Annotated in this window: 10 protein-coding genes; all 10 read left to right on the top strand. The window is 36.9% G+C overall.

Annotated elements, in window-relative coordinates; translation table 11 throughout:
- The first annotated feature begins 145 nt into the window (after positions 1–145).
- On the top strand, positions 146–1,477 hold the full coding sequence (locus tag NBH14_RS04185) for a hypothetical protein (protein WP_186959902.1): 1,332 nt from the start codon (positions 146–148) through the stop codon (positions 1,475–1,477).
- Positions 1,478–1,668: 191 nt separating this feature from the next.
- On the top strand, positions 1,669–2,973 hold the full coding sequence (locus NBH14_RS04180) for a fimbrial protein (protein ID WP_186959901.1): 1,305 nt from the start codon (positions 1,669–1,671) through the stop codon (positions 2,971–2,973).
- 47 nt (positions 2,974–3,020) lie between these two features.
- A complete protein-coding gene (locus NBH14_RS04175; protein WP_186959900.1) occupies positions 3,021–3,932 on the top strand; it encodes a FimB/Mfa2 family fimbrial subunit in 912 nt (303 codons plus the stop codon).
- 11 nt (positions 3,933–3,943) lie between these two features.
- A complete protein-coding gene (locus NBH14_RS04170) occupies positions 3,944–5,062 on the top strand; it encodes a fimbrial protein (protein WP_186959899.1) in 1,119 nt (372 codons plus the stop codon).
- Between the two features lie 34 nt (positions 5,063–5,096).
- Positions 5,097–6,518: a fimbrial protein gene (locus NBH14_RS04165; protein ID WP_186959898.1), complete on the top strand. Its 1,422-nt coding sequence runs from the start codon at positions 5,097–5,099 to the stop codon at positions 6,516–6,518.
- A gap of 329 nt (positions 6,519–6,847) precedes the next feature.
- Positions 6,848–8,011: a hypothetical protein gene (locus tag NBH14_RS04160; protein WP_186959897.1), complete on the top strand. Its 1,164-nt coding sequence runs from the start codon at positions 6,848–6,850 to the stop codon at positions 8,009–8,011.
- Positions 8,012–8,039: 28 nt separating this feature from the next.
- The gene (locus NBH14_RS04155; protein ID WP_186959896.1) at positions 8,040–8,990 is read left to right on the top strand and encodes a hypothetical protein; all 951 of its coding nucleotides are present in this window, start codon (positions 8,040–8,042) and stop codon (positions 8,988–8,990) included.
- A 36-nt stretch (positions 8,991–9,026) separates the two neighbouring features.
- Positions 9,027–11,777: a DUF4906 domain-containing protein gene (locus tag NBH14_RS04150; protein ID WP_186959895.1), complete on the top strand. Its 2,751-nt coding sequence runs from the start codon at positions 9,027–9,029 to the stop codon at positions 11,775–11,777.
- Between the two features lie 643 nt (positions 11,778–12,420).
- Complete coding sequence (locus NBH14_RS04145; protein WP_186959894.1) at positions 12,421–12,870, top strand: HU family DNA-binding protein; 450 nt, start codon at positions 12,421–12,423, stop codon at positions 12,868–12,870.
- A gap of 261 nt (positions 12,871–13,131) precedes the next feature.
- On the top strand, positions 13,132–13,581 hold the full coding sequence (locus NBH14_RS04140; RefSeq protein WP_186959893.1) for an HU family DNA-binding protein: 450 nt from the start codon (positions 13,132–13,134) through the stop codon (positions 13,579–13,581).
- Positions 13,582–13,666 lie beyond the last annotated feature (85 nt).

The following is a 13,666-nucleotide window of genomic DNA, read 5'->3' as shown; positions in this document are numbered from 1 at the left end:
ACCTATTTAGAGTTTTTTAGGACCACCATACCTTTGCAATGTCATCAGGAAACGAATTATCGTATAGGGTAAAAATGATAATCCTCTTATGGCTTAAACTAGTATTTATTAAACGTATTATATAACTTCTAAATTTATAAAGAATATGAAACTAAGAAATTTGTTATTCGGTACAATGATCGCATGTGCTTTCGTTGCTTGTTCAAATGATGACGATCCTATTGATAATGGGGGAGGAAATACAGATGGGAAGACTTTATTGCAGGTTAGTCCGAATGTTATAAAAACAAAAGCTGCTATTGCTGGAAAGGATTTTAAAGTTTATGTAATAGACAATGCAGGAAATGTTGTAGCAGAAGGTAAAGCTAATGAGGCATTTGCGGTTCCGACAGAGGCTGAAGGAAATGTCGAAATAGTTGTTTTGAAAAATATGCCGGAAACTTTTGGTTCAGGTACAGATGCAGATAAGAAAATAACGAAAAAAAGCGATCTTTTAGCTGCGATTGATTTTTCTGAAACAGAAGAGTCTTTTGCCTCTGATCCAACATCTTCACAAAATACAGCTTTTTATAAAGTATCTATTTTGCGCGGAGAGAAAAATATGTTGGGATATTCGACTGCCGAGGTTGAAAAGGAAAGTGGTAATAATTTGGATGCAGCTATAACGACTTCGATTCCTGCTTATCGAAATGTTTCGTGGATAGACTTGGAGAGGGTTACTCTTGTTGAAAATCCGAAGTATCCAAACGCTAAGTTTGAAATTGATGAGGCATTTATTTTGAATGCTAGACGTTATTCTCATATGGCAGCGGATTCTTATACTATTTGGCCTGTAACAGAATTTGTAGATGATAATTACCTGTGTGGCGTTGATTATGATACGTATGCCAATTGGGATGAGGAAGCAAATGAAATTGCACCGGGTGAAAAATATATCACAACAATTGCTGAAGGAAACTTTAAAGACTATGTTCGTGATGCAAATGTAGTTCCAGCCGAAGCTAAGGGTTATAAGAAACCTATAGGTAAGGTTATAGATGGAAAGTTTGTAAAAGTGACTTTACCTCGGGAGGATGCTAATAATTCACGCACTTTTAAACCGGAATGGGCTGCATCATTTTTCACTTATGAAAATACAGACAAATCAAATCCAACTTTGTTAGTTGTAAAAGGAATCTATACTTATACAAACGCTGAAGGTAATAGAATACCTGCAAATCCAGAGCCAAGATATTATACTATTGAAGTTGGTAAGTTGATTACAAGCGGAATTATAGATTTGAGTCAGTTTGGTATAAAAGACATAAGTGAAATAGTAGGAGTACGTAGAAATATTCAATATAATGTGTCTCTGAATGTTTCAGGACCTGGTTCGAAGAATCCTTTAATACCTGGTACAGAGGAGATAACTTATATGGATGCTTCTGTGACATTGGTTCCTTGGGGAAGAGTTAGTCAGGAAGAGACAATCGAATAATTTCTTTTAAATAGTAAAGTAAAAGCCCTTCTTTGGAGGGCTTTTCTTTTTTTCTTAATATGATATGTAAATCTATCAATTTATTCTTTGATACTTTTGTCTATCAATATAGATAGCCTCACCTATACCCCTTGTTTTCCATATAATATACCTTTGTAACACCTAAGGGTAAAATAAATATTTAAATACATATGAAACCAATTAATTATATCTTGTCATTAGCTTCAGTCTGCGTTCTGTTTGCTTGTGGAAATGAAGATACTCCAGGTACTGTTTTGCCTCCTGTTGTAGAGCCTGATGCAGCATTGTCATTGCTGGTGAATACGGGTGAAAAAGCTCCGCTTAAGGCGTTGACAAAGGCTGATAGTCGCGATTTCTCGGTAGATGATAATCGAATTGCCCGATTGACTGTGGCTGTATTTAATGCAGGTGCTTATGAAGGACATGATACAGATGCGTTGGAAGCTATTAAAACTGAAACAGCAGCCGACGGCTTATCTATAAGTAAGGTTGAAGATATTGAAGTGAAATCAGGACCGGTCAAAGTTTTGATTTTGGCGAATGTCCCGGAAAATGTGCTGAGTGAATTTAAAACAGTTTCTGAGGGAAATGGGGCTTTTTCTACGATTAATGATTTTTTAGGAAGTAAAGCCAAAACGACTAGTTTAGAAAAAGAAATAAATGTCACAGCAAGTAGTGAGTTGTATGTTATAACAGCTCAACGCGGGATGGTCAATTTACTTGGTTATACAAAGACTGAAGTTGAGGAGGTAACGAATGGGGTCTCTGTCTCTCCTTTTGCATTGGGGGAAAAAGCAATTCCTTTATATCGTAATATATCCCGTGTTCTTTTAAATAAAATCATTTTTACACCTAAAAGTGAGTATATCGACGCCTCTTTGGAGTTGGAGGGAGTTTATGTGGCAAACGTCAAATCAAAATCATATCTCGCTTCGGAAACAGAAGGAAGAGGATCTGCAGAAGTTGCAGATATGGATGATAAAGACTTTTATTGGTGCGGCGCTTTCGCCGGTGCGGATGAAATCGGTGCTTTGAAAGAAGGAGAGGCTAAAGAAGAAGCCCGCTTATTTTATGCACCGGAAATGACTTTTGACAAGAAGAATATTGTACTTGAAGGGGAAGATGGTGCACCGATAGGCAAACCTTTCTATGTATATCAGAATCAAAATGGTAAGAATCATACTTTGCTGATTGTTTACGGAATATTCAAATACAAACTGAATGAAGGCGATACAGATTATCAAACACAACGAAGCTTCTATACCGTGATTGTGAATGAGCCTGGAAAAGGATCTTTTGAATCAGACTCCGAAAAGCATGAATATGTAACCCGTAATTTCAATTATAATATTGAGCTGACAATTACCGGATCCGGTTCGACGAAACCATATGATAAAGCAATCTCCTCTAATCTGAGCGCATCGGTTAAAGTGTTGCCGTGGAATGTGAAGATTATTCATGAAGACGTAGAATAAATAGGGTAAATAAACAGAATACATCCAACAGGAAAAAATTAAACATTATGAAACGCGTATCATTAATAAAAAAACTTTTGTTTCCGGCACTTTGTCTATGTGTCCTGGTAACTGGTTGTGTCAATGAGGATTTGGAAGAATGTTATAAACTTCGGCTGAGAGCAGAGAATATAAAGGGAGAAGATGTTACGGGATTAGGATATGTATCAGCAGCCTCTCTCTATATCTTTGATGAAAATCAGAACTATTTGGAAACTCGTGTGTTGGATAAGGATTTTATTATTTCACATGATGAGATCGTGTTGGATAATTATCCGGCTAACCGAAAACTGAATATTGTAGCTTGGGGAAATGTGAATGTGTTGGGAGACAAGCAGGAGGTTTCCGAGAGCAAACGAATCGAAGAATTGAAAGTTATGCTGAAAAGTCAGAATAGCTTGGCTGTATTGCCGGACAGTTTGTATTTTGGAATCCAACAGGTACAAACAAAAGCTAGTGGAGGAATTACTGAAAATAAAGAAATTGTAGTTCACCCGAAAGTTGGCTCTGTAACAATCGAAACTAGAAACCTGGAGTATGGTTTGAGAAGTAAGGGAATATCTTCTGTTAAGGAATGTGATTTTTATCTGAACCGTACACTGAGTGGCTTCGATTTCCAGGGAGAACAGATTGGGGACAGTGTCTATTACAATCCGGCCAGTGTGGCTAGTGATGAGAAAATAGGTGAGTGGAAAACTCCGAATCTGCAAACAGCTTGTCCGGGTGACAGCCTGGGAGTGTCTCTTGATATCAATGGTATTAATCTGGGCAGTGCTACGCTTGACCAGGATAACAAGCCGATTGCCACTAAAGCCGGTGAAAATACCCATATCGTACTTGAATTTGCAGAAGACGGAACTTTATCAGCCCGTGTACAGGTACGTCCTTGGGGCGAAGTAAACGATCATATTGAATTTTAATAGGACAGATCATGAAAATAAAACAACTTAAATATCTTTTTTTGACAGGTGCTTGTTTGCTTGCTTGCTTGGCTTGTTCAAAAGACGATGATTCTAAAATTGATATGACGGCTGATGCTAAACTGACTGTCACTATCAAAGCTGCCGGAGTAAAGACAAAAGCATACAATCCGGACGACAAGAATGAATTGCAAGGTGAAGCTAATATAAACAATTTGGCTGTGATAGTGTTTAGTGCTGACGGTTCGGAGGTATATGGTTCGAAATGGGAACCTGTGAAGACTGAATATACGGCAACATTAACGGATGTTCCTGCTAAAGCGAATAATGCCCGTATTGTGATAGTTGCTAATATTCCTGAAAGTGTAGTAAACAGTATTACTTCTTATGATGGCTTTCAATCTGCACTGGTTGGTTTGGAATCGCAATCACAGACTAGTCTGGCAATGAGTAGCCGGGTGATTGATACGGATAAACCATTGGCAAAAGATGATAACTATTTGGGTTATACTTCTATGGGAGATAAAAATGTTAACGGAATATCTTCTCCTATTTATTTAACCCGTGTTGCTTCCCGAATAGATTTAATTAGCGTAGATACGAAATTTGCCGGAACGAAGCTAAATGGTAATTCTGTAAGAGTTGAACAAGTTTCGGTGATTAATCGTAAAACACAGGCACATTATTTCAGTGAAGCCGAATGGGGTATGGTAGAAGTGGATGGGAATTTGGATAATTCTCCAGCTGCTTCCCTGAATTCTATAATTAACGATGCAAACTCATTAACGGAGACAAGCTATGTTTCTTATGTAATGGAAAATTCAGATACAACGGCTCCGACCAGTATTCAGATTAGAGCCAGCTTGATGAATGCTTCAGGCAATGTTGCACAGACAAAGACATTTTCTTCACCGATTAATCTGAACGGTGTAAACTTAGGATATGGTCATAACCTGATCAAACGTAACTACGTTTATCGTGTATGGGTTACTTTCGGTGAAAACAGCTTTGACCCGGAAGACCCGGAGGATCCAGAAAACCCAGAAGATCCAGAAAACCCAACTTCTTTGATCGTTCGCGTGGTAGTGGTTGACTGGGGACCGGTTTATCAAGATGTAGTGATCGATTAACAATATACCAACGAATAAATAAAAAATTAAAGATATGAAACTCAAACATTTATTTTTAACCGCATTAGTTGTCGGCTCATTGGCTTCTTGCTCGAAAGATGATGACGGTCCAAATGAACCGGTCTATAAGCAGTTTGATACGAATTTATCTATCTTGGCAACTTCGAATACCAACAAACTCACAAAGTCGTCTGTAGCATCCGGAGATCCGGAGGAAGGGTTGGATAATGAGGCTGATATCAATACGTTGACGGCATATGTGTTTTATGCAGATGGAGGAGAACAGAAGTTGGCAGCGAAACAAACAATTACATCTTCAGATGAAGGTTCGATAGACCGCATTGAAGACATTATTGTTAAAGTGGATGCAACAGAGGCTGGTCAAATATCAAAAACATCTTTGAAAGTAGTACTGTTGGCTAATGTGAAGTTAACAAAAGAACCCACAACGTTTTCTGAACTGGAAAATGGTTTGATATCTGGGATTGATGGCTATTCTGTTGATGGAGTTAAAAGTGGCACTACTTATTTACCAATGGGAAGCAAAGTGATAGTTATTCCAGCTGAAAAATTGATTGCGGGTACTGACTATGACAATTGGATTACATTAGAATCGTCTGATGTGAAAGTTACTAATGTAGAACAACAAGCTAAAGATACAGATAAACAGCCTATTGTGGGTGGTAGTGGTGATTTGGAGATATCAAAACTTCAGGATCAACAAAAAATTGCTTTGACCCGTTATGTGGCTCGTATCCAGTTAGAAGGATTAGATTGTAATTTTGCAGGAAATTATGAAGATGCAACTTTTACTGTAAAAACTGTTTCGATTGCAAATGCAAGTAATACTTCTAAATTATTAGGAGAAGATCTTTTCGCGTTGCAGAATGTATTAGGCCAAACGAATATTTCTGGAGAATATGATCAGACAAATGCTTTCTTTCGCGGATATCCGGAAACAATTGATCGCGTTGATTATTATTTAGCTGCGGGTACACAAAAAAATGTATTAAAGAAAGAATACGAAAATGGGGTTGTTATAAATAATGAACATTCTGTTTTATTTAAAGGCGCAGATAATGCTTCGGAAGATGCTCCGGAAATGGCAAGATTCTATGTTTTTGAATTTCAAAATTATGCAATAGGACAGGATTTAAATCCGAAGGATGGTGATAAATTAGGTTCGAGTGGTACAAATGAAATCTATACGACATTGATTATTACTGGTGAATGGAATAACGGTCCGGTTAAAGGTGTACGCAATTTCAGAATTCCTATTAAATCCACTGACAGTGCTGGAGGTGTAATGCGTAATAATGTATATAAAGTTTCAGCAACTTTGACTGGCGAAGGTACTGACAATCCGGATAAGAATATGCTGAATGCTTGCATTAGCTTTATTGTTGATGTACAGCCTTGGAAAGTGATCAAGCAGACAGAGGATGATGTGAATTAATAGATTGTATTATCATACGGCAAAAACAGAGATATGGATCTTTTCCATATCTCTGTTTTTTTATTACAATGTTATATGTTTCATTCCTGATGTGTGTGCCTCTCAAAATGAGAAATTTCTGTTTTTACGATATGGACTCCATCAAATAGATAGAAATCAATTGTTTTGTTGGTATTACTATCGTCTCGCAAAGGCACTTCTATCAATCTTGCCTATTGCGATTTTTACCCCTTAATCTTGAAAGTTTCGCCTATCGCCACTTCTTTATAATCCCCGTAATTTTGCAGTGTAAGTTAAATGAAAATGTAAACGAAATAAAGTATAGGGATATGAGACTAAGAAATATACTATCGGTTCTGTGCTTCCTGTTTGTTGCTGTCGCTTGTTCGATGGAAGATGATATATTGAATGATTTGGATACACCTACTCCTGAAAAGGCTGATTCTTATGCTGTTTTTGATATATCATTGTTAACAGGGGAGAATGTATCTACTAAGTCATCTACATCTTCTTATGAAGAGGAGGGGGAAGCTCCAACTCCAAGTGAAAACACTGTAAATAACTGTTTCATCGCAGTGATAAATGAAGCGGGAGATGTTATTGCTAATTATTATGCGAATAATTATCCTTCGGGAACTTCGGTGAGTACTGGTGAAATCCAGTCCAAAAGAATTCAAAAACATATAACAGTGAAAGTCCCTGAGGGCGAAACGCCTAATTTAAGATTTGTGGCCTTTGCTCAGATTGGTGATTATACAGAGGATGTTTCTAATTTACAGAAGTGTACTTCTTTGAAAAAATTGGAAGAGGTCGTTTTGAAAACACATCCCAATACTTATGTAAAAACTGGTTCAATTACGGTCAACGAATTAAAAGAAAATGCAAAAAAGGAAGGTAAGGAATGGACGTTGAAATTATCTTCTCAGAATCTTGTACATACGGACGACCAATGCAATGTTATCACTATTCCGGTAAAACAAAGATCTGCTCGCATTCAATTAGATAAATTCAAGATAATTGGAGTAGATGGTGAATATGATGATGTCAAAGTAACAGGGTTACAAATTCAAAATACATGTAGGTATACTTTTATGGATTCTGAATATAAAGGGAATGATCGTTTTGAGAAATCTTATATATATGTCCCTGATGGTTTAATACCTGGAACTGGCGAGAATGGAGTTGAAGCAAGATACTATGGTAAATATTTTGATGCTCGTTTTTATGTTTATGAAAATAAGGATAGCAATCAACCCACTTCATTGAGAATCTCTTATACATATAACAATGGGAAAGAAGATGGAGTTTGTGAATTTACAATTAAGTCTCCAAATGAGAATGGTTATGCGGATATGGTTTTGGCAAATCATGTATATAAGTTATCAGTGGAGATTAAGAACGCTACAGTAAATGTTGGTGTTAAGTGTGCAACATTGGATTGGCAATATAATGATGATGCCGATCATAACCTGGAATTCACGTACAATAATTAATAGGGTAATTAAATAAAAATACTGGATTATGAAATTAAGAATAAATGTATTAACATTAATGTTGGGTTTGTTAGGAGGGTTGTTCTCTTGCTCTCAAGAGGAGTTGGCGGATATTCCTGATGGTGAACAGGCCTGTGATGTTTCCTTAGTTTTATCCATAGGTGACATACAAACGAAAGCGGCTACAAATTATACTTATGCCACAGAGGATGAACTTACAATTAAAAATTGCCATGTGGCAGTTTTTGAAGTAGATGGAAGTGACAAACCTACAAATCGAATTCATTTTCAGGATTTTTCGGATGCTGCAATGGGGAGTTTGACGAATAATATTGTAGGTAATCTATCCGGATATAATTTAACATTGAATAATGTCCGTACTTTTGGAAAGGATGCTAAAAAGGTACAAGTGTTGATCGTTGCAAACGCAGATAACTCGAAATTTGATAATTGGACTACTTATGATCAGTATGTTAACGGGACATTAACCACTTCATCTTTTGAATCATCATCTTTAGTTAAGGTAGGAACATCCGTTGCAGATCTAACTTATGGTCAGGCAAATGCGGCAATATCCATTTCGCTAAATCAGTTAAGTGCAAAGATAGAGTATGAAGGGGTATTTGATGATGACGGCATTAAAGATAACAGTTTTTCTCTAGCAAAAATTTCTGGTATAAATACACTATCTCAGGTAGCAATATTTAGTGTAGAAAAAGTAGAAAATACGTTTTATTCTTCGGCTGATATTAACGGGAATGGTACATTTTACACCTATGAAACCAATGCGAGTAAAAAGATTATTTTATCTGTAAAACAGGGTAATGAGACTAAAAACTTTCCGTTCGATGCGAATAAATTTATAAAGGGTAATTTGTATAGAATCAAAGGTAAATATACTCCTTCTATTAGTGTAAATATTAAATGGGAGGTTGTAAATATGGGGACGCAGGAAGTTACAATACCGTCTTTTGAATAGTATTTGTTATGTTTAATCTCTAAATAGAATCAGAAAATGAAACAATATATATATGTAATACTAGCATTAGGGTTCTTTTTTCTTTATTCATGTGCGGATGAAACTTTTGTGAAGAACACAAAAGTAGAAGAAGGTATTCCTGTGGAGGTGAGTTTAGCTTTTACACGTGAGGATGTGCCTGAAGTTACTACAAGAGCCGCTTTACCGGAAACAGAAGAAAATAAGGTGTATGATGTTCGTGTCTTTATTTTTGATAAAGATAAAAAGTTGGAATATACAGGTATAGTAGAATATGAGGAGGGAAATACCGCTAAAAAGGGAATTATTTCTAATTGTGAGGTAACATCGGGACAAAAATATATTTATGCAATTGCAAATACAGAAGGTGGAGCTGGAAATTTTTCTAAAACACTTGGAACAGATATAAAAAAAGTGAATGATTTGAAAACACTTGTATCTGAATTGAACACAGAGACAGATCAACGATTGGGGGGACATCTATTAATGAGTGGAGCCTATGTGGAAAAAAATGCTGATGTTTTAGCAGAGGAAGCTAGTTGCCTTGTTAGTAAAGATATGAGTGGGAAATCACTTGCGGGAGAGATTAAACTTACGCATGTAGATTCGAGGGTTACTTTTAAGGTAGGAGTACAAGAGGATTCCAAAATTACATTTGTACCTAGGACTTGGAAAGTTGTGAATATTCCTAAGTATACAAATGTGTTTTCTGCCATTTTTGATTATGCCTCTATTTCTTATTTCAATACAAGTGAGAAATCATTTGATAACTCAACTATTGTGGATACAAAATATAAAGGTGGTTCATTTTCTTTTTATATGTATGAAAATAGGAAAACGGCTATAAAAACACCCGCAGATTATAATGATCGGGAAAGACAAGATAAAAATGATACAGGGTTAAACGGTGATTTCACTTATGCAGATCCGTATGCCACTTACGTGGTATTGACTGGAGATTATTCAGATGGAGATAAAACCAGTGCAGAAGTACGATATACTATTCATTTGGGATATGTGAATGATATAGCTTCTGATTTTTCTAGTTTGCGTAATACAATTTATACCTATAAAGTAACAGTTGTTGGGGTTAAAAATATTATACTGGAAGTTGAGAGTTCTCAGCCAGGTGAAGAATTTGAGGAAAAACAACCGGGTGCAGAAGGTTCTGTAGTGGTAGCAGAACAATCTATATCTGTTGATGCACATTATGAAGCAAAAAATGTAACCTTTAGAAAAAATGACTTAACAAATCTTTCAGTAATCGTTTCAACTCCATACACTATAGGGGAAGAGAAATATCTTATTAACGCTACTACAGGTGTAGTTACCTCTACAATGAAAAATGATTATAAATGGGTGAAGTTTGTGAAGAGAACAGCTGGATCAGGATTAGCTAAATATCCGGGAAATAATAAAACTGTGTCAGTGAATGGTGAGGGAGTTCCTACCAATGATGATGGAAAGCATTATTTGACTATAGATCAGGTGCTTCAACAGCTTTATAATAAAAAAGATGATGACGGATCTTCTTATTGGAAGGGAAAGAATGATGATAAATCAGTTACTTATACTGCCTTTATTGATGAATATTATTATGAAGAAGGGGATAAAAATTGGAAAGAATTTGTGAATGTCGAAGATAGGAAGATGCATATTCTTTGCAATACTAAATTTAGCCAGGACAAACAAAGTAATCTTACAACTGCGAATATAATGATTAGCCAGCGTTCCATTAAAACGATTTATAATAAATCTGCAGATGGATATAGTACAGCTTGGGGTATAGAGACGGTAGATGAGACAAAGGGGATGCCGATGGAAAATTCAGGTACTAGAGCTTCAAAAAATGGACGATACAATACATTTCAGATGTTAGACTTTTCAAAAGAAGAGGATAATGGTGGCTGGGAGAACTATTTAGATTGGACAACAGAAAGTCTTAATAAGTTAAAGGGTTCGTGGAAAAGTAAGAGATATGCAGAATATGCTTGTCTGCAAAGAAATCGTGATTTGGATGGAAATGGGAAAATAGATGCGGATGAGATACGTTGGTATCTGCCTTCTACTACCCAATATACAGGATTGTGGTTGGGTAAAGATGCACTTTATCCTGAAGCTAGATTGTTTCAAAAAGATCCAGAAAAAATAACAAATGATGGAACTGATGGTGGAACAGATGAGGATTTTAGGACTAATAATCACTTTATATCAAGTAATGGTGTACGATTTTGGGCGGAAGAAGGTGCGGCTACGGGTAATACTCTGTATAATGTGAAGAATAGTAAATTCAATTACCGCTGTGCTAGAAATTTAGGAGGATATTACACTGGGGTTCCAAAGGAAAATGAATCTGTAGATGATTACGTACAAGCAACTTTAGATAATAATGGGATTGTTACGAAGATTGTTTTAACTCGCGTGGATCCTCTTGCACTGAGAAGTACTCTTGAAACAAGTATAACTGCTGCTCCTGAACATACTGGTGCAGATTTAAATCGTCCATATACGAAATTTGAGGTAACTACAGCGGTGAAAGGAAAATGTCCTGCAGGTTATCGTAAACCAAATCAGCGTGAATTGTCTTTGATTGCAGGATATTCAACATCTTCTATAGGGAATACAGCTTCTTGTACTTATTCTGATTTAACATATAAAGAGGATGTCTATTATACCGCATTTTGGAAATCAGAGGATAAATCAAATATTGTATCATTAAATGGAAGCAGTAGCAGTTCTGTTACACGTTGTGTGAAAGATGTAGATTAAATCTGATTTATGTAAAATATAACCAGATGATATAAAACTTATCCGGCTTAAAGTTTGATAATGTCATAATGCGATAAAAATATCGTAAGAACTCCGGAAAATATCTGTAATAGGATATTTCTCGGAGTTTTTATGTTAAATTTTGCTGGATAGTTTCATCTCTTTTTATAGACTCCTTGTTTCGATATTGCCATCACTTCCAATTAACGGTACAAAAGTGCAATTAAATGAAAAAAAGTGTCGTTTCGTCACGTGAAAACACATAGGTCTTCAAGGCCGTAACCTCCCGCCGTACCTTTGTTTCATAATCATTTAAAACAAAATAGTATGGCATTAAAGAATGTAATAAAGAAAACTGTTTTCGGGTTTTTATGTCTTTTTCAAGAAAAAAGTACCCGAATGTTCCCGTATCCTTCCGTAGGGTCCCCTTGGCCCCTGATCGGTGTCCTATCTTTGTAACATAATCGAGAAACAAAGGTATGACGGTGTTTGGATGAAAAAACGGTTGCGATTAGGAACATATATGGCAGTAAACCGATTTATTCCTATTTAAACCTTCTTATTCCGCTCTAAACCGCTCTATCCCGTTTTCATCGGAACAGTCTGCTGTACTTTTGTTTCGTAATCATAAAACAATAATAGTATGGCATTAAAGTATGTAGTCAAGAAAACTGTTTTCGGGTTTGATAAAACCAAGACAGTGAAGTATGTAGCCCGCCCGTTAATGGCAGGTACAGTCGGTTATTCCGCTCTTTGCGATCAGGTAACCAAGGTTGGTATGGTGCCCCGTGGCGTAGTGAAAATGGTGACCGACGGTCTGATCGATGCGATCATGTGGAATCTGGAAAATCATTTGTCAGTGAAGCTGGGTGATTTCGGGACGTTCCGTCCTGCTTTCGGCAGTAAGAGCCAGGATACGGAAGAGGCTGTGAATGTCGAGGCTTTGCGCCATCGCAAAATCATCTTCACTCCGGGTTCTTATTTCAAGGGCATGCTGAGTGATGTGAGCATCCAGAAGTTCGAAATTCCCAAAACTGATGAAACCGGCGGTTCTATGGGGGGCGGTTCAGAAGATCATCCGGAAATCGAATAGGTTTCGCCGGAGTAAGTAACGTATTAAAGTATCTAAAATATTGCTGTTTCAGAGAAGCAGTGAGAACAGGAAAAAAGCTTCTTCTATGAGTTTTTGTTGAGATCAATGCGTTGTTTATTAGAATGTTATTGCGTTTTGATGTCCTGCTCTTACTGCTTTTTACACCTTTGAGCATAGTATACCTTTGCAGTGTAATCGATTATTTATTGAAAACAAAGAATTCATTATATCCTTTTTTATAATCATTTAAAAATAACTAGTATGGCATTAAAGTATGTAGTTAAGAAAACTGTTTTCGGGTTTGATAAAACCAAGACAGTGAAGTATGTAGCCCGTCCGTTGATGGCAGGTACAGTAGGTTATTCCGCTCTTTGCGACCAGGTAACCAAGGTTGGTATGGCGCCCCGTGGCGTAGTGAAAATGGTGACCGACGGTCTGATTGATGCGATCATGTGGAATCTGGAAAATCATTTGTCGGTGAAGCTGGGTGATTTCGGGACGTTCCGTCCAGCTTTTGGTAGTAAGAGCCAGGATACGGAAGAGGCTGTGAATGCGGAAACTTTGCGTCATCGTAAAATCATCTTTACTCCGGGTTCTTATTTCAAGGACATGCTGAGCGAAGTAAGCATCCAGAAGTTCGAAATCCCCAAAACCGATGAAACCGGCGGTTCTCAGGGCGGCGGTTCGGAAGACCGTCCGGAGATCGAATAGGTTTCGCTGGAGTAAGTGACGTATTAAAGTATCTAAAATATTGCTGTTTCAGAGAAGCAGTGAGAACAGGAAAAAAGCTTCTTCT

The sequence above is a fragment of the Parabacteroides caecihominis genome (assembly GCF_023656785.1).
GTDB classification, from domain to species: Bacteria; Bacteroidota; Bacteroidia; order Bacteroidales; family Tannerellaceae; genus Parabacteroides; species Parabacteroides segnis.
The sequence above is the reverse complement of the archived record's forward strand: the minus strand, read 5'-3'. Positions and strand labels throughout refer to the sequence as shown.

Excerpts from the sequence above, each read along its gene's own strand:
- NBH14_RS04175 (WP_186959900.1), top strand. The coding sequence starts at position 3,021 with ATGAAACGCGTATCATTAATAAAAAAACTTTTGTTTCCGGCACTTTGT.
- NBH14_RS04140 (WP_186959893.1), top strand. The coding sequence starts at position 13,132 with ATGGCATTAAAGTATGTAGTTAAGAAAACTGTTTTCGGGTTTGATAAA.
- NBH14_RS04185 (WP_186959902.1), top strand. The coding sequence starts at position 146 with ATGAAACTAAGAAATTTGTTATTCGGTACAATGATCGCATGTGCTTTC.
- NBH14_RS04170 (WP_186959899.1), top strand. The coding sequence starts at position 3,944 with ATGAAAATAAAACAACTTAAATATCTTTTTTTGACAGGTGCTTGTTTG.
- NBH14_RS04150 (WP_186959895.1), top strand. The coding sequence starts at position 9,027 with ATGAAACAATATATATATGTAATACTAGCATTAGGGTTCTTTTTTCTT.
- NBH14_RS04155 (WP_186959896.1), top strand. The coding sequence starts at position 8,040 with ATGAAATTAAGAATAAATGTATTAACATTAATGTTGGGTTTGTTAGGA.
- NBH14_RS04160 (WP_186959897.1), top strand. The coding sequence starts at position 6,848 with ATGAGACTAAGAAATATACTATCGGTTCTGTGCTTCCTGTTTGTTGCT.
- NBH14_RS04180 (WP_186959901.1), top strand. The coding sequence starts at position 1,669 with ATGAAACCAATTAATTATATCTTGTCATTAGCTTCAGTCTGCGTTCTG.
- NBH14_RS04145 (WP_186959894.1), top strand. The coding sequence starts at position 12,421 with ATGGCATTAAAGTATGTAGTCAAGAAAACTGTTTTCGGGTTTGATAAA.
- NBH14_RS04165 (WP_186959898.1), top strand. The coding sequence starts at position 5,097 with ATGAAACTCAAACATTTATTTTTAACCGCATTAGTTGTCGGCTCATTG.